At 67.7% G+C, this 15,358-nt stretch carries 14 protein-coding genes; 6 read left to right on the plus strand and 8 right to left on the minus strand.

The genetic code is table 11. The annotated features are described in order from the left end of the window. The 6 genes from QTI68_RS11200 to QTI68_RS11225 all read right to left on the minus strand — a co-directional run bounded on the left by QTI68_RS11200 (position 1) and on the right by QTI68_RS11225 (position 6,627). A complete protein-coding gene (locus QTI68_RS11200; RefSeq protein ID WP_286508674.1) occupies positions 1-873 on the minus strand; it encodes a branched-chain amino acid ABC transporter permease in 873 nt (290 codons plus the stop codon). A 19-nt stretch (positions 874-892) separates the two neighbouring features. Beyond that, positions 893-2,059, minus strand: a complete 1,167-nt coding sequence (locus tag QTI68_RS11205; RefSeq protein WP_286521616.1) for an ABC transporter substrate-binding protein — start codon at positions 2,057-2,059, stop codon at positions 893-895. A 109-nt stretch (positions 2,060-2,168) separates the two neighbouring features. Next, entirely contained in the window at positions 2,169-2,969 is an 801-nt protein-coding gene (locus tag QTI68_RS11210) for an alpha/beta fold hydrolase (protein WP_286521617.1), read from the minus strand. Then, the gene (locus QTI68_RS11215) at positions 2,966-4,522 is read right to left on the minus strand and encodes a benzoate-CoA ligase family protein (protein WP_286521619.1); all 1,557 of its coding nucleotides are present in this window, start codon (positions 4,520-4,522) and stop codon (positions 2,966-2,968) included. The genes QTI68_RS11210 and QTI68_RS11215 overlap by 4 nt, the downstream gene beginning before the upstream one ends. Before the next feature lie 90 nt (positions 4,523-4,612). Further along, positions 4,613-6,166 (minus strand): 3,4-dehydroadipyl-CoA semialdehyde dehydrogenase, encoded by a 1,554-nt coding sequence (locus tag QTI68_RS11220; protein WP_286521621.1) that lies wholly within the window; start codon positions 6,164-6,166, stop codon positions 4,613-4,615. Beyond that, positions 6,163-6,627 (minus strand): 4-hydroxylaminobenzoate lyase, encoded by a 465-nt coding sequence (locus QTI68_RS11225; RefSeq protein WP_286521623.1) that lies wholly within the window; start codon positions 6,625-6,627, stop codon positions 6,163-6,165. Before QTI68_RS11225 ends, QTI68_RS11220 begins: the two co-directional genes overlap by 4 nt. A gap of 161 nt (positions 6,628-6,788) precedes the next feature. Here QTI68_RS11225 and QTI68_RS11230 point away from each other — a divergent pair, with 161 nt between their 5' ends. The 4 genes from QTI68_RS11230 (at position 6,789) to boxA (ending at position 12,453) form a co-directional block, all read left to right on the plus strand. Beyond that, positions 6,789-7,721: a helix-turn-helix transcriptional regulator gene (locus QTI68_RS11230; protein ID WP_286521624.1), complete on the plus strand. Its 933-nt coding sequence runs from the start codon at positions 6,789-6,791 to the stop codon at positions 7,719-7,721. A gap of 137 nt (positions 7,722-7,858) precedes the next feature. Next, positions 7,859-9,526: a 2,3-epoxybenzoyl-CoA dihydrolase gene (gene boxC, locus QTI68_RS11235; protein ID WP_286521625.1), complete on the plus strand. Its 1,668-nt coding sequence runs from the start codon at positions 7,859-7,861 to the stop codon at positions 9,524-9,526. Between the two features lie 34 nt (positions 9,527-9,560). Then, the gene (gene boxB, locus QTI68_RS11240; RefSeq protein WP_286521627.1) at positions 9,561-10,988 is read left to right on the plus strand and encodes a benzoyl-CoA 2,3-epoxidase subunit BoxB; all 1,428 of its coding nucleotides are present in this window, start codon (positions 9,561-9,563) and stop codon (positions 10,986-10,988) included. Between the two features lie 187 nt (positions 10,989-11,175). Further along, entirely contained in the window at positions 11,176-12,453 is a 1,278-nt protein-coding gene (gene boxA / locus QTI68_RS11245; RefSeq protein WP_286521628.1) for a benzoyl-CoA 2,3-epoxidase subunit BoxA, read from the plus strand. On the opposite strand, the gene QTI68_RS11250 is transcribed toward boxA, so the two are convergent. Then, on the minus strand, positions 12,450-12,953 hold the full coding sequence (locus QTI68_RS11250; protein ID WP_286521629.1) for a phosphate-starvation-inducible PsiE family protein: 504 nt from the start codon (positions 12,951-12,953) through the stop codon (positions 12,450-12,452). The two genes, boxA and QTI68_RS11250, sit on opposite strands and share 4 nt — an antisense overlap. Before the next feature lie 74 nt (positions 12,954-13,027). Between QTI68_RS11250 and QTI68_RS11255 the strand changes: the two genes are divergently transcribed. Both QTI68_RS11255 and QTI68_RS11260 read left to right on the plus strand, forming a co-directional pair. Beyond that, on the plus strand, positions 13,028-14,005 hold the full coding sequence (locus QTI68_RS11255) for a LysR substrate-binding domain-containing protein (RefSeq protein ID WP_286521630.1): 978 nt from the start codon (positions 13,028-13,030) through the stop codon (positions 14,003-14,005). Positions 14,006-14,055: 50 nt separating this feature from the next. Then, positions 14,056-14,493, plus strand: a complete 438-nt coding sequence (locus QTI68_RS11260; RefSeq protein ID WP_286521632.1) for a MaoC family dehydratase — start codon at positions 14,056-14,058, stop codon at positions 14,491-14,493. Positions 14,494-14,505: 12 nt separating this feature from the next. On the opposite strand, the gene QTI68_RS11265 is transcribed toward QTI68_RS11260, so the two are convergent. Next, positions 14,506-15,321, minus strand: coding sequence for a class I SAM-dependent methyltransferase (locus QTI68_RS11265; protein ID WP_286521633.1), 816 nt, complete (start codon positions 15,319-15,321; stop codon positions 14,506-14,508). Positions 15,322-15,358: the final 37 nt, after the last annotated feature.

The raw sequence follows: 15,358 nt of genomic DNA on the forward strand, positions 1-15,358 counted from the left end.
TCAGACCTTGCGCCCCATCAGGCCTTCTGGGCGCCATATCAAGACGATCGCCATCAGCACGTAGACGCCCATGCCGCTCAGCTCGGCGAAGAAGACCTTGCCGAAGGTGTCGACGAAGCCGACCAGCAGGGAAGCCACGAGTGCGCCGGTGATCGAGCCGATGCCGCCGATCACCACCACCACGAAACAGATGATCAGCACGCTGGCGCCCATGCCCGGGTAGACCGAGGACATCGGCGCGGCGATCATGCCGGCCAGCGCGGCGAGCGCGACGCCGGCCGCGAACACGATGCGGTAGAGCCGGCGGATGTCGATGCCCAGCCCGCGCACCATGTCGCGGTTGCTGGCGCCGGCGCGGATCATCATGCCCAGACGCGTGCGGTTGACCACGTAATAGAGCCCGACCGCCAGCACCACGCAGGCCGCCGAGGCGAACAGCCGGTACCAGGGGTAGCTCATGAGATCGCCGAGCGCGAAGCTGCCCTCGAGCCAGGGCGGCGCCTTGACGCCGTGGACGTCGTTGCCCACCAGGATCGAGCGCAGCTCCTCGAACACCAGGATCAGCCCGTAGGTCATGAGCACCTGCTGCAGGTGGTCACGCTGGTAGAGATAGCTGAAGAAGGCCCACTCGAGCAAGTAGCCGAACACCGCGGCCAGCACCACGCCGGCCGCCAGCATCACGATGAACTGGTCGCCGAACAGCGGCGACAGCGCGAAGGCCATGTAGGCCCCGAGCATGTAGAAGCTGCCGTGCGCCAGGTTGATCACGCCCATGATGCCGAAGATCAGCGTCAGTCCGGAGGCGACCAGGAACAGCAGCAGCCCGTACTGCACGGAGTTCAGGCACTGAACGAGAAAGGTACCGAAGTCCATGCAGTGTCTTCGCTCTCGATTACAGCTTGCAGCCGCGCGCCGGGTCGGCGAGATTCTTCACCGCGATGTTCACCAGCTTGTTCTCGTTGCCCTCGACCTTGCGCAGGTAGACGTCCTGCACCGGGTTGTGCGCCTTGTTCATCGTGAACGTGCCGCGCGGGCTGTCGATCTTGGCCTTCTCGACCGCGGCCGCGAACTCGGCCTTCTTCGAGATGTCGCCCTTCACGGCCGCGAGGCCGATGCCGAGGATCTGCGCCGCGTCGTAGCCCTGCACCGCGTACACATCAGGCTGCAGCTTGAAGCTCTTGGCATAGGCGGTGCGGAAGGCCGTGTCGCGCGGCGTGTTCAGGCCGTCGGCATAGTGCAGGGTGGTCTGCATGCCCTGGGCGGATTCGCCCTGCGCCTCGAGCGTGCCGTCGGTCAGGAAGCCGGGGCCGACCAGCGGGATGGTCTTGTTGAGGCCGGCCGCCGCATAGTCCTTGACGAACTTGACCGCGCCGCCGCCGGCGAAGAAGGCATACACCACGTCGGGCTTGGCCGCCGCGATCTCGGTCAGGAGGGCCTGGAACTCGACGTTCGGGAACGGCACCGTGAGCTGCTTGTCGACCTTGCCGCCGGCCTTCTCGAAGCCTTCCTTGAAGCCGGCCACCGACTCGTCGCCGGCCGCGTACTTCCAGGTGATGGTCATCGCCTTCTTTTTGCCCTGCTTGCCGGAGACCTCGCCCATCGCGTAGGCCGGCTGCCAGTTCGAGAACGAGCTGCGGAAGATGTTCTGGGCGCACATCGGGCCGGTGACCGCATCGGCGCCGGCGTTCGGCACGATCAGCACGGTGCCGCTTTCCTTGGCCGCCTTGGCCATCGCCATCGCCACGCCCGAATGCACCGTGCCGATGATGACGTCGACGTTGTCACGCTTGATCAGCTTGTTGACGTTGTCGGTGGCCTTGGCCGGGTCCGATTCGTCGTCGACCTTGACGAATTCGATCTCGCGGCCGGCGAACTTGCCGCCCTGCTCCTCGAGGCGCAACCGGAAGCCGTTCTCGATGGCGACGCCCAGCGCGGCGTAGGTGCCGCTGAACGGCAGCATCAGGCCCACCTTCAGCTTGCCCTGCTGGGCGTGCCCCAGCGTGGCGACACATGCGAGCGCCAGGGCGGTGAGGGTGGTGCGAGCGATGCGGTGGCTCATTGAACTGTCTCCTTCGGTTGATGAAATTACTTTACTGCTAAACTATTCATGACTCAAGTAAGAGTTTCCCCCAAGGACCACCGTTCCGCTCGCGCGGACGAGGGGGTTATCAGGGAGAACTTTCCGACTTGACAAATGAAACGGTCGCCACTATCGCCGTTTCGGGCTGATCGCGATGCGGGGAATGCCCGCAGTCGGGAATCTCCAGCAGCCGGGTCTGGGGCACGCGCTCGGCGATGCCGCGGATCTGGCGCAGTGTGCCGTACTCGTCATCGATTCCCTGGATAGCAAGAATCGGGCAACGGATGGTGGCCAGCTCGCCCTCGATGTTCCATCGCCGGAAGGGCGGGTGCAGCCAGATCCGGTTCCAGCCCCAGAAGGCGGAGTCGACGTCGTCGTGGTAGCGCCCGAGTTTCTGCCGCAGGTCGGTGTCCAGGTAGGCCTGGCGCGCCAGCTCGATGTTGGCGACGGTCACGTCCTCGACCAGGATGTGCGGCGCCATGACCACCAGCCCGGCCACGCGGTCGGGGAATTGCGCCGCGTACAGCAACGAGATCGAGCCGCCGTCGCTGTGGCCGAACAGCCAGGGTTTTTCCTGCAGGCCGATCGCCTCGAAGAAGGCCGGCAGCACCTCGTGCGCCTGGCGGTGCATGAAGTCGACGTCCCAGGTCTCGTCGGCGTCGCGCGGCGTCGAGCGGCCGTAGCCGGGGCGCGAGAAGACCAGGCCGCGGAAGCCGCCGGCCGTGCACAGCCGTTCGGGGAAATCCTTCCACATCGAGATCGAGCCCAGGCCTTCGTGCAGGAAGACCAGCAGGGGGGCCTCGCTGCGCTCGGGTGCGATGCGCTGGTATTCGACGCGCAGGTCCTTGCCCCGCCAGCGGATGGCGGCGAATTCGGAGTCGGTCGTCACTTCTGGTTTTCCCGTTCGCGCAGGCGGAAGCGCTGGATCTTGCCGGTGGCGGTCTTGGGCAGCTCGTCGACGAACTCGATGAAGCGCGGGTACTTGTAGGGCGCCAGGCGCTCCTTGACGAAGGCCTTGAGCTCGTCCTCGCCGACCGGCTGGCCGTCCTTGCGCACCACGTAGGCCTTGGTCTTGGTCAGGCCGTCGGCGTCTTCCTTGCCGATCACCGCGGCTTCGAGCACCGCCGGGTGCTGCATCAGCGTGGCCTCGACCTCGAAGGGCGAGACGTAGATGCCGCTGACCTTGAGCATGTCGTCGCTGCGCCCGGCGTAGGTGTAGTAGCCGTCGGCGTCGCGCGAGTACTTGTCGCCGCTCTTGGTCCAGCCGTCGCGGAAGGTCTCGGCGCTTTTTTCCGGGTTGCCCCAGTACATCACCGCCGTGCTCGGGCCCTTGATGTAGAGATCGCCGACTTCGCCGTCCGCGACCGGCTGGCCGTCCTCGCCGCGCAGCTCGATCTCGTAGCCCTCGACCGGCTTGCCCGTGGTGCCGTAGCGGATGTCGCCGGGCCGGTTCGACAGAAAGATGTGCAGCATCTCGGTGGAGCCGATGCCGTCGACGATCTCGCAGCCGAAATGGGCCTTGAAGCGCTGGGCGATCTCGCCCGGCAAGGCTTCGCCGGCCGACGAGCACATCCGCAGCGCGACCGCCTCGCGCGCCGGCAGCCGGGGCGAGGCCAGCATGCCGGCGAAGCCGGTCGGGGCGCCGAAGAAGACCGTCGGCTTGACGCCGCCCTGGCCGGTCCAGCGCTTGAAGGTGGCGTCGGGCGTCGGCCGCTCGCCCATCAGCAGCACCGTGGCGCCGACCGACAGCGGGAAGGTCAGCGCATTGCCCAGCCCGTAGGCGAAGTACATCTTGGCGGCCGAGAAGCAGACGTCGTCTTCGGTCAGGCCCAGCACCGGCTTGCCGTACAGCTCCGCGGTCCACCAGGGGTTGCCGTGGGTGTGGACCGTGCCCTTGGGCTTGCCGGTCGAGCCCGAGGAGTAGAGCCAGAAGGCATGGTCCTGCGGCGTGGTGGCGGCCGGCGCCGCCAGCGGTTCGCTGGCCGCGATGGCCGAGTCGAAGTTCTGCGCGCCGTCGGGCAGGGCGTCCGTGGGCTGCGATACGAACAGTGTCCGCACGGCGTTCGGCGCCTTCGCCATCGCCTCCTGCAGCACCGGCAGCAGCGCGCCCGACACCAGCGCCGCTGTGGCGCCGCTGTGGGCCAGCATGTAGGTGTAGTCGTCGGCCGTGAGCAGCGTGTTGACCGCCACCGGCACCACGCCGGCATAGAGGCTGCCCAGGAAGCTGACCGGCCAGTCGCTGCCGTCGAGCATCAGCAGCAGCACGCGGTCCTCGCGCCGCACGCCGCTGGCGAGCAGGGCGGCAGCCAGCCGGCGCGCGCGGTCCTCGAGCTGGCCGTAGCCGAGCGCGCCGCGGTCGTCGACATAGGCCGCCTTCGTGGCGCGGCCGCGGTTCAGCGCGAACAGGTGCTCGGCGAAGTTGAAAGTGTCGGGCAGGGTCATCGTGGGTGTCCTCACTGATCAGTTGAGGACAGAGCAAAAACTGCTGCGCAGTTTCCTGGTCTGTCCCGCAAGGTATTCGTACGCTCCGGCCTACTGGATGCCTAGCTGCGCCAGCACGCCGGGGCTGGCCTGCACCGCGCTCTTGCGGTGATAGAAGTCCAGCGCCCGCAGGCCGCCGAGTTCGGCGCCGCCGCCGGCGCGGCCCGGGCCGCCGTGCATCGACATCGGCATCACGTTGCCGTGGCCGGTCTGGGCCTGCGCGACCTCGGGCGAGATCACGTGCACGCGGCCGTGGCTGGCGGCGAGCTGCACCGCCGCCTGGCCGAGCGCCGCGTCGTCGGCGCCGTAGAGCGAGGTCACGAGCGAGCCCTGGCCGCGATGGGCGAGGGCCACCGCATGCGCCAGGTCGCGGTAGGGCAGCAGCGTCGCCACCGGACCGAAGACCTCGATGTCGTGCACCCGGTCGGCCGCATCGGCGTCGCGCGCGCCCAGCAGCACCGGGCCGATGCAGGCCGCGATGGCCGGGTCGGCGTCGACCAAGGCCTTGGCACTGCCGTCGTGCAGCACCTCGGCCTGGGCCTGGAGCGCAGCCAGCCCTTCGCGCACCGCGACCAGCTGGGCACGGCTCACCAGCGAGCCCATGCGCACGCTGTCGTTGCGCGGATTGCCGACCGTGACCCCGGCCAGCTTGGCGCCGATGGCTTCGGCGGCAGCGTCGTAGACCGCGGCGGGCACGAGAATGCGGCGGATCGCGGTGCACTTCTGGCCCGACTTCACGGTCATCTCGCGCACCACTTCGCGCACCAGCAGGTTGAAAGCCTCGCTGCCGGGGCCTGCGTCGGGCAGCAGCAGGGCCGAGTTGAGGCTGTCGGCCTCGATGTTCACGCGGGCGGAGCGCTGCGACACGGCTGGATGCGAGCGGATCACGGCGCCGGTTTCGGCCGAGCCGGTGAACGAGACCACGTCGAAGGGTTGGAGCTGGTCCATCAGGCCGGCCGAGCTGCCGCAGATCACCGACAGGGCGCCGGCCGGCAGCACGCCGGCCTCGACCACGTCGTGCACCATGCGCTGCGTGAGCCAGGCGGTCGAGGTGGCGGGCTTGACGATCACCGGCACGCCCGAAAGCAGCGCCGGGGCGGCCTTTTCCCAGAGGCCCCAGGACGGGAAGTTGAAGGCGTTGATGAACAGCGCCACGCCGTGCGTCGGCACCTGCAGGTGCTGCGACAGGAAGACCGGTTCCTTGCCGAGCTTCACCGCGTCGCCGTCGCGCAGTGCGCGCACGTCGCCGAGCGCGTCGCCCCACTTGGCGTACTGGCCGAGCGTGAAGATCGCGCCGTCGATGTCGACCGCCGAGTCGTTCTTCACGGTGCCCGAATTGGCCGTCGCGATCTCGTAGTAGGCGTCGCGATTCGCCTGCAGCACCTTGACGATCGCGGCCAGCAGGCCGGCGCGTTGGCGGTAGGTCAGGGCGCGCAGCGCGGCCCCACCGGTGTCGCGCGCAAAGCGGAAAGCCTCGGGCAGGTCGAGCCCGGTGGCATCGACTCGCGCCAGTTCGGTGCCGAGCACCGGGTCGAAGAGCGCCGTGCCGGCGCCGCTGCCGGCCTGCCAGCGGCCGCCGACGTGGTTGGAGAGGAGTTCGGTCATTGGGTGAATTTGATTTGCCCTTCGGGCAGTAGATAAAGGACCAGCGCGCGGCCTTGGGCGACGGTGGGGTGATGGGCGCTCCCGGGCGGGTAGACGCACCAGCCGGCCGGCCGGCCGTCGAAGGTGGCGTCGCCCTCCAGCGGCATGATCAAATCGATCTCGCCGTTCGGATGCGTGTGGTGAGGGCCTGCCAGGTCGCGCATGTCGACGACGTCGACCGAGAATCGGTTCAGCGCGTCCTCGGCCTTGAAGACCCGCCCGTAGCGGATGCCGCCGCCTTCGCGGTCGCACAGCCAGCCCTCGGCGACGCCATCGATGCAGGCCTGCTTGAGCGCCTCGAAGCTCGGGCTGCCGGCGCCATGCTGGCTGTTGAGCCAGCGGTCGAGGTCCTGGTCGAGCGGGCGGCCGGCGATCTGGCCCGTCAGCTCGGCAACGAGTTCGTGGAAGCTGTCTTTGGACATGGAAGTGTGCTCACGCGTGGGATTGAACTTGCGGCAATCGACTGTGTGCAGTATCTTGCCTGTGAGCGAACCATAAGCACCGAGCACTTAGGTGTCAAGCAATATAATGCATGTACTGGTGTTAACCCTGAGCCGAACCGCCGGCCGAGCGAAAGCGAGTCATGAATCAGCGAGCTGAGGAGGCGGTGCTGTCCGTCTCTCCCGAAGTCCCGGCGCCGGCCGAGGAAGCCAAGAACCCCTTGCTGGCGGCGCTCGGCGAGCGCGTACGCAACCTGCGCGCGCGCCGTGGCCTGACGCGCAAGGCGGTGGCGCTGGCGGCCGACGTGTCCGAGCGCCACCTGGCCAATCTCGAATACGGGATCGGCAACGCCTCGATCCTGGTGCTGCAGCAGGTCGCGACCGCGCTCCAGTGCTCGCTGGCCGAACTGGTTGGCGACGTCACGACCATTTCGCCCGAGTGGCTGCTGATCCGCGAGCTGCTCGAGAACCGCAGCGAGGCCGACCTCCGCCGGGCCCGGGTCGCGCTCGGCGAGCTGCTCGGCACCGCGGCCGGCGACCCGGCGCGGCACCGGCGGATTGCGTTGATCGGCCTGCGCGGCGCCGGCAAGTCCACCCTGGGCCAGATGTTGGCCGACGACCTCGACGTGCCTTTCATCGAACTCAGCCGCGAGATCGAGAAGATCGCCGGCTGCAGCGTGCGCGAGATCCACGACCTCTACGGCACCAACGCCTACCGCCGCTACGAGCGCCGTGCACTCGAAGAAGCCGTGCAGATCTACAGCGAGGTGGTGATCGCCACGCCGGGCGGGATCGTCTCCGACCCGGCCACCTTCAATCAGCTGCTGGCGCACTGCACCACGGTCTGGCTGCAGGCCGCGCCCGAGGAGCACATGGGCCGCGTGGCGGCCCAGGGCGACACCCGGCCCATGGCGGCCAGCAAGGAAGCCATGGACGACCTGCGGCGCATCCTCAGCGGGCGGGCCGCGTTCTATTCGAAGGCCGACCTCAGCGTCGACACCGGTGGGCAGGACCTGGCGCAAAGTTTCGCGCGTTTACGAACTGCGGTGCGCGAGGCGATGGTCCAAGCCGGCTGAGGGCTGAGTCTTCGCAGAAAGTAAAAAAGTCATCGAAGGGTTGACGCGCGCCAGAACATGCAGCATGATGCATGTTCTGGCGATCGACAAATGCACTATTGTTCCTAGCCAGCCCCCCGACACCCCAGGAGACCTGCATGACCGACAGCACCCAAGCCCTTCGCGTGGACTACCGCACCGACCCCACTCAATACCGCCACTGGAAACTCAGCGTCGAGGGCCCGGTGGCCCGGCTGTCGCTCGACATCGCGGAAGACGGCGGCATCCGCCCCGGCTACAAGCTCAAGCTCAACAGCTACGACCTGGGCGTCGACATCGAGCTCAACGACGCGCTCAACCGCGTGCGCTTCGAGCATCCCGAAGTCCGCTCGGTGATCGTCACCAGCGGCAAGGACCGGATCTTCTGCTCGGGCGCCAACATCTTCATGCTCGGCGTCTCCAGCCACGCCTGGAAGGTGAACTTCTGCAAGTTCACCAACGAAACCCGCAACGGCATCGAGGACACCTCCAAGCACTCCGGCCTGAAGTTCATCGCCGCGGTCAACGGCGCCTGCGCCGGCGGCGGCTACGAGCTGGCGCTGGCCTGCGACGAGATCATCCTGGTCGACGACCGCTCGTCTTCCGTCTCGCTGCCCGAAGTGCCGCTGCTCGGCGTGCTGCCCGGCACCGGCGGCCTGACCCGCGTCACCGACAAGCGCCGCGTGCGCCATGACCTGGCCGACATCTTCTGCACCAGCGTCGAAGGCGTGCGCGGGCAGCGCGCGGTCGACTGGCGCCTGGTCGACGCGATCGCCAAGCCGGCCCAGTTCGGCGCCGCGGTGCAGGAGCGCGCCGCCAAGCTGGCCGAGGCCAGCGACCGCCCGGCCAACGGCAAGGGCGTGAGCCTGACCCGCCTGGAGCGCCAGGACGGCGCCGACAGCCTGCGCTACGAGCATGTCTCGGTCGAGATCGACCGCGCCCGCCGCACCGCGACCCTGACCGTGAAGGCGCCCACCGGCGCCCAGCCGGCCGACATCGCCGCGATCGAAGCCGCCGGCGCCGCCTGGTGGCCGCTCGCGATGGCGCGCCAGCTCGACGACGCGATCCTGAACCTGCGCACCAACGAACTCGACATCGGCACCTGGCTGCTCAAGACCGAGGGCGATGCCCAGGCCGTGCTGGCCAGCGACGCCACGATGCTGGCCAACAAGGACCACTGGCTGGTGCGCGAAACGCTGGGCGCGCTGCGCCGCACGCTGGCGCGTCTCGACGTCTCGTCGCGCAGCCTGTTCGCGTTGATCGAATCGGGCTCGTGCTTCGCCGGCCTGCTGGCGGAACTGGCTTTTGCCGCCGACCGCGCCTATATGCTGGCCCTCCCCGACGATGCCGACAAGGCGCCCAAGCTGACGCTGGACGCGCTCAACTTCGGCTTCTTCCCGATGGTCAACGACCAGAGCCGCCTGCAGCGCCGCTTCTACGAAGAGACCGCGCCGCTGGAAGCCGCCCGCGGCGCCGCCGGCAAGGCCCTCGACGCCGACGAAGCGCTCCAGCTCGGCCTGGTCACGATGGCGCCCGACGACATCGACTGGGACGACGAGATCCGCATGGCGATCGAGGAGCGCGCCGCGATGTCGCCCGACGCGCTCACTGGCCTGGAGGCCAACCTGCGCTTCGCCAGCAAGGAGAACATGAACACCCGCATCTTCGGCCGGCTCACCGCCTGGCAGAACTGGATCTTCAACCGTCCGAACGCGGTCGGCGCCAAGGGCGCCCTGAAGGTCTACGGCACCGGCGAGAAGGCCGGCTTCGACCTCAACCGCGTCTGATCCATCCACTTCGCAACGAACCAAGGACATCGAAATGAGCACGGTCAACTACAGCGAAAAGATCCCCAACAACGTCAACCTCGGCGAAGACCGCACCTTGCAGCGCGCGCTCGAAGGCTGGCAGCCAAACTTCGTCAACTGGTGGGACGACGTCGGCCCGGACGGCTCGACCGCTTATGAGGTCTACCTACGGACGGCGGTCAGCGTCGACCCGCAGGGCTGGGCCCAGTTCGGCCACGTCAAGATGCGCGACTACCGCTGGGGCATCTTCCTGAACCCGGGCGACGCCAACCGCGAGATCCACTTCGGCGACCACAAGGGCGAGAAGGCCTGGCAGGACGTGCCCGGCGAGCACCGTGCCAACCTGCGCCGCATCATCGTGACGCAGGGCGACACCGAGCCGGCCTCGGTCGAGCAGCAGCGCCACCTGGGCCTGACCGCGCCCAGCATGTACGACCTGCGCAACCTCTACCAGATCAACGTCGAAGAGGGCCGCCACCTGTGGGCGATGGTCTACCTGCTGCACAAGCACTTCGGCCGCGACGGCCGCGAAGAAGCCGAGGCGCTGCTGCAGCGCCAGTCGGGCGATGCCAACAACCCGCGCATCCTGGGCGCCTTCAACGAGAAGACGCCCGACTGGCTGGCCTTCTTCATGTTCACCTACTTCACCGACCGCGACGGCAAGTTCCAGCTGTCGGCCCTGGCCGAGAGCGCCTTCGATCCGCTGGCGCGCACCACCAAGTTCATGCTGACCGAGGAAGCGCACCACATGTTCGTGGGCGAAAGCGGCGTGTCGCGCGTGCTGCAGCGCACCGCACAGGTCATGAACGAGCTCAAGACCGACGATCCGCAGAAGGTGCGCGCGGCCGGCGCCATCGACCTCGGCACCATCCAGCGCTACCTGAACTTCCACTACAGCGTGACCATCGACCTGTTCGGCGCCGACCAGTCGAGCAACGCCGCCATCTTCTACAGCTCGGGCCTGAAGGGCCGCTACGAAGAGGGCAAGCGCACCGACGACCACGTGCTCAAGGGCCAGACCTACAAGGTGCTCGAGGTGGTCAACGGCCAGCTGGTCGAAAAAGACGTGCCGATGCTCAACGCGCTCAACGAGGTGCTGCGCGACGACTTCATCAAGGACTCGGTGGCCGGCGTGCAGCGCTGGAACAAGGTGCTCGAGAAGGCCGGCATCCCGACCCGCCTGACCGTGCCGCACAAGGCCTTCAACCGCCAGATCGGTGCCCTGGCCGGCATCAAGATGTCGCCCGACGGCCGGGTGGTGAACGAGCAGGAATGGGCCGCCAAGAAGAACGAATGGCTGCCGACCCCCGACGACTTCGCTTTCGTGGCATCGTTGATGGGCCGCGTGGTCGATCCGGGCAAATTCGCCGGCTGGATCGCACCGCCGGTGATGGGCATCAACCGCCAGCCCGTGGATTTCGAGTACGTCCGCTTCGGTTGAAATGTTGCTCGCCCCCAGGTTGCCCGGCACTTCGTGTCCGGGCGCCCACCCCCTGCCGGGGGCAACACCAGCGGCCTGGCAAAGCCAGTTCCGCGGTGTTTCACGAAGGGGCCTGCGCGTTGCGCGGCCGGGGCAGTACAGATACCCTGAACGGTGTGGACCGTCCGGGCGATAAAGGAGATTCACGATGGACATGGCAGTCGACGTTTCCGTGATCAGGCAGCACCTGATCGACCCCGAGATCTGCATTCGCTGCAACACCTGCGAAGCCACCTGCCCGGTCAATGCGATCACGCATGACGACCGCAACTACGTCGTCCGCGCCGATGTCTGCAACGGCTGCATGGCCTGCATCTCGCCGTGCCCGACCGGCTCGATCGACAACTGGCGCACCATGCCCGTGGCGCGCGCCTATTCGATCGAGGAGCAGCTGACCTGGGACGAGTTGCCGGCCGAACTCACGCCCGAGCAACTGGAGGCCGAGGGCGTGGCCGAGCCCCAGGAGGCGCTGCTGCAGGTGCCCGCGGCGTCGCCGCAGCCGCCCGCCGCGCCCGGCGAAACGGCCTTCAATTCGGCCCAGTACGGCGCCACCGTGCCGCCCTGGTCGGCGGCCCACGCCTACACCAACCTGCATCCGCCGAAGAACCCGACGACGGCCACCGTGGTCGGCAACTTCAACTGCACCGAGGCCGGCTACGAGAACCAGACCCACCACATCGTGCTGGACTTCGGCGCCATGCCCTTCCCGGTGCTCGAAGGCCAGTCGATCGGCATCATCCCGCCCGGCACCGATGCCAACGGCAAGGCGCATTTCGCGCGCCAGTACTCGATCGCCAGCCCGCGCAACGGCGAGCGGCCCGGCTACAACAACATCTCGCTGACCGTCAAGCGGGTGCTGGAAGACCACCAGGGCAAGCCGGTGCGCGGCGTCGCCAGCAACTACGTGTGCGACCTCAAGGTCGGCGACAAGGTGCAGGTGATCGGCCCCTTCGGATCGTCGTTCCTGATGCCGAACCACCCGAAGTCGCACATCGTGATGATCTGCACCGGCACCGGCAGCGCGCCGATGCGCGCGATGACCGAATGGCGCCGGCGGCTGCGCAAGAGCGGCAAGTTCGAGGGCGGCAAGCTGATGCTGTTCTTCGGCGCCCGCACCCAGCAGGAGCTGCCGTACTTCGGCCCGCTGCAGACCTTGCCGAAGGACTTCATCGACATCAACTTCGCCTTCTCGCGCACGCAGGGCCAACCCAAGCGCTACGTCCAGGACCTGATGCGCGAACGCGCCGCCGACCTGGCCGAGCTGCTGAAGGATGGCCAGACGCACTTCTACGTCTGCGGCCTGAAGAGCATGGAAGAGGGCGTGGTGCTGGCGCTGCGCGATGTCGCGACCGAGGCCGGGCTCGATTGGGACCAGGTCGGCATGGGGCTGAAGCGCGAAGGGCGCCTGCACCTCGAGACGTACTAGGGTCGAGTCCGCGCCGGCGGGGCGCCGCGCAGGACTTGATCACCGTCCCTGGACGCGATGTCCCGGGGGTGCCGGCCCCTGGTTCGAACCAGATAGTAGCCACCGGCCAGCGCCAGCACGATCGCGGCCACGCCGACCAGCGAGCTGCCCGCCATGTGCTCCACGTCCAGATTGATCACGTGGCGGCCGACCGCGATGATGGCCACGGCCAGGATGGTTTCCAGCCGGATGCGGTGCGACTTGAAGTACACCCGCAGTGTTTCCATGAGCTCGAGTCCGAGAATGATGAGCAGCACGCCGGAGAAGGCCGTCTGCACCGACTTCATGAGTTCCGGGACCGAATCGATGTTGCCAAACTGGTCGACGATGGCGGACGAGAACATGATCCACAGCTGGACGACCATCGCCAGGATGACCGCCATCAGCAAGACCTGGGCGGCCACCAGGACGCTTCTTTCGAACCACTTGGTGATTTTGGAGGTGTTTGTTTCTTCCTGCATTTCCGGTGAATTTCTCGTTGAGGTGCGGCGTCGATCGAATCGACCCCCTGTTGAGCCACCGCGGTGAGTCTAGAGTGGGACGCAATAATGTCCACTTGATACTTCGTACAACAGGTATTCACATGGTCAATCTCAGAAGTGTCGACCTGAACCTCTTTCCGATCTTCGAAGCGGTGTACGAAGAGCGGAACCTGACCAGTGCGGCCGACCGCCTGGCCATGAGCCAGCCGGCCGTCAGCAACGCCGTGGCGCGCCTGCGCTCGGTGTTCAACGACGAGCTGTTCGTGCGTCATGGGCGGGGCGTGTTCGTGACCCCGGCTGCGGACGCCGTCTACGCGAAGCTGCACGGCGCTCTGAGCACGGTGCGCGACTCGGTCTCCGACACCCGAAGCTTCGACCCGAAGTCATCGACCAGATCGTTCTTCGTCAGCGTGCCGCACCCGCTGGGGCCCTTGCTGGCCGTTCGCCTTCGAAGGCAGCTGGCGACAGCTGCGCCTGGTGTCGAGGTCTCGTTCAGTACCCGGTCCAGGCCGGTCGAACAGGAGCAGGCCTTGCTGGACGGCCGCTTCGATGCCGCGGTCGACTGGTTGGCGCCGGGGCGAAGCCGGTTCAATGAGATCGCGCTCTTCGAAGACGCCATGGTGGCCGTGGCCCGGCAGGATCACCCCGCGATCCAGAAGGTCCGCACCAAGAGCGACTTGAATGCGCTGGATTTCGTTTCCCTGCGGCCCCGCGTCGATGGTGAGACTCGCGCCCCCGGCATCCAGGAGTGGCTGCGATTGAAGCTCAATGTGGTTCTCGAAGTGTCGGAATTCCTGGAGGTGCTGGTGATTGCCAGTCAGTCGGACCTTCTCGGCCTGATACCCAGGAGCATGTTGAAACTGGCACGCGACACCTTTCAACTTCGGGAACTGCGCGTGGTGGTCACGGCCAGGACCATACCCGTCAAGTTGTTCTGGACCGCCAGCCGGGCGTCGGATCCAGCCCAGTTGTTCATCCGCAGGCAGATCGAGACGGCATCGCACGCCGTCACGGGACGCGAGTTGCGTTGACGGCGCCACAATGCAGCAGCCGTGTTGACCCTGTCCTCCATCGAGCCCACATGAAATTCGCCGACTTCCACGCGGGCCAGGCCATCGAGGCCGGCCCCTACCTGGTGACGGAAGCGGAAGTCCTGCAGTTCGCCCGCGCCTACGACCCGCAGTGGTTCCACACCGATGCCGAGGCTGCCGCCGAGGGCCCGTTCGGCGGCCTGATCGCGAGCGGCTGGCACACCAGCGCGATCGCGATGCGGCTGGTCACCGATGCCGCGCTGGCGGGTTCCGAGTCCTTCGCCTCGCCGGGGCTGGCCTTCCTCAAGTGGCCGAATCCGGTGCGGCCGGGCGACAGCCTGCGGCTGGTGGCGGACGTGATCGAGGTGCGGCGCTCCGAGAAGCGGCCGCACCTGGGCATCCTGCGCTGGCGCTGGCGGCTCTTCAACCAGCGCGAACTGCCGGTGCTCGACCTCGAGGCGACCAGCCTGTTCCGGCTGCCGGCCTGACGGTCTCCACGCTCAGGGCCGCGTCGCCACCGTGAGGATCGCCGGCATCGGCACCGCGTAGCCCTCGGCATTGCGGTAGGGTTCGAGCGCCTTCAGGATCGAGGCGTCGATCGCGTCCGCCTTGCCGTCCTGCTGGCGCTGCAGGGTGCCGCGCGTGCGCACCGTGGCGGTCTTGAGGGTGCGCAGGATCGCTTCGCCGGAGGCGGCCCGGAAGGTCTGCGGCACCGGCGTCACGAAGCACGCCACGAAGCCGGCCGCGGCCAGCACGGGGCGGCTGACAGACGGGTCGGCGAACATGAACATGCCGGGCCCCGCCGGCAGCCCGACGTCGAGCGCGCCGTGGAGGCGGATGGCGTCGAGCACGGCGCCGAACAGCCGGGTCTTCTGCGGCAGGTCCCAGACCGTGAAGGCCAGCCGGCCGCCCGGTTTCAGCACCCGGAAGGCCTCGCCGAAGAAGCGCTCGGGCTCGGGGAAATGCAGCACGCCGTAGTTGGCCATGACGGCGTCGAAGCGCCGGTCCTCGAAGGGCAGCCGACCGGCGTCGCCTTCCTCGAAACGCACGGCCGGGTAGCGGCGCCTGGCCAGCCGCACCTGCTCGGCCGAGAAGTCGACCCCGGTGACCTCGGCGCCGCGCGCCTGGGCCGCGGCGGCTGCATGTCCGGCGCCGGTCGCCACGTCGAGCACCGACTGCCCGGGGGCCACGCCGGCACCGTCGAGCAGGGCCTCGATCGATTGGGCGGTCAGGCCCGCCATGAGGTCCTCGTAGCTGGCGCACACCGCGGGGTCGGTCCAGCCCGCATGCTCGAAATCACGGAACGACGCGGTCATCGAGTCCTCCTGTGGCGGGGCTTCGGCCCCTGTCGCG

The sequence above is a fragment of the Variovorax sp. J31P207 genome (genome assembly GCF_030316965.1).
GTDB classification, from domain to species: domain Bacteria; phylum Pseudomonadota; class Gammaproteobacteria; order Burkholderiales; family Burkholderiaceae_C; genus Variovorax; species Variovorax ginsengisoli_B.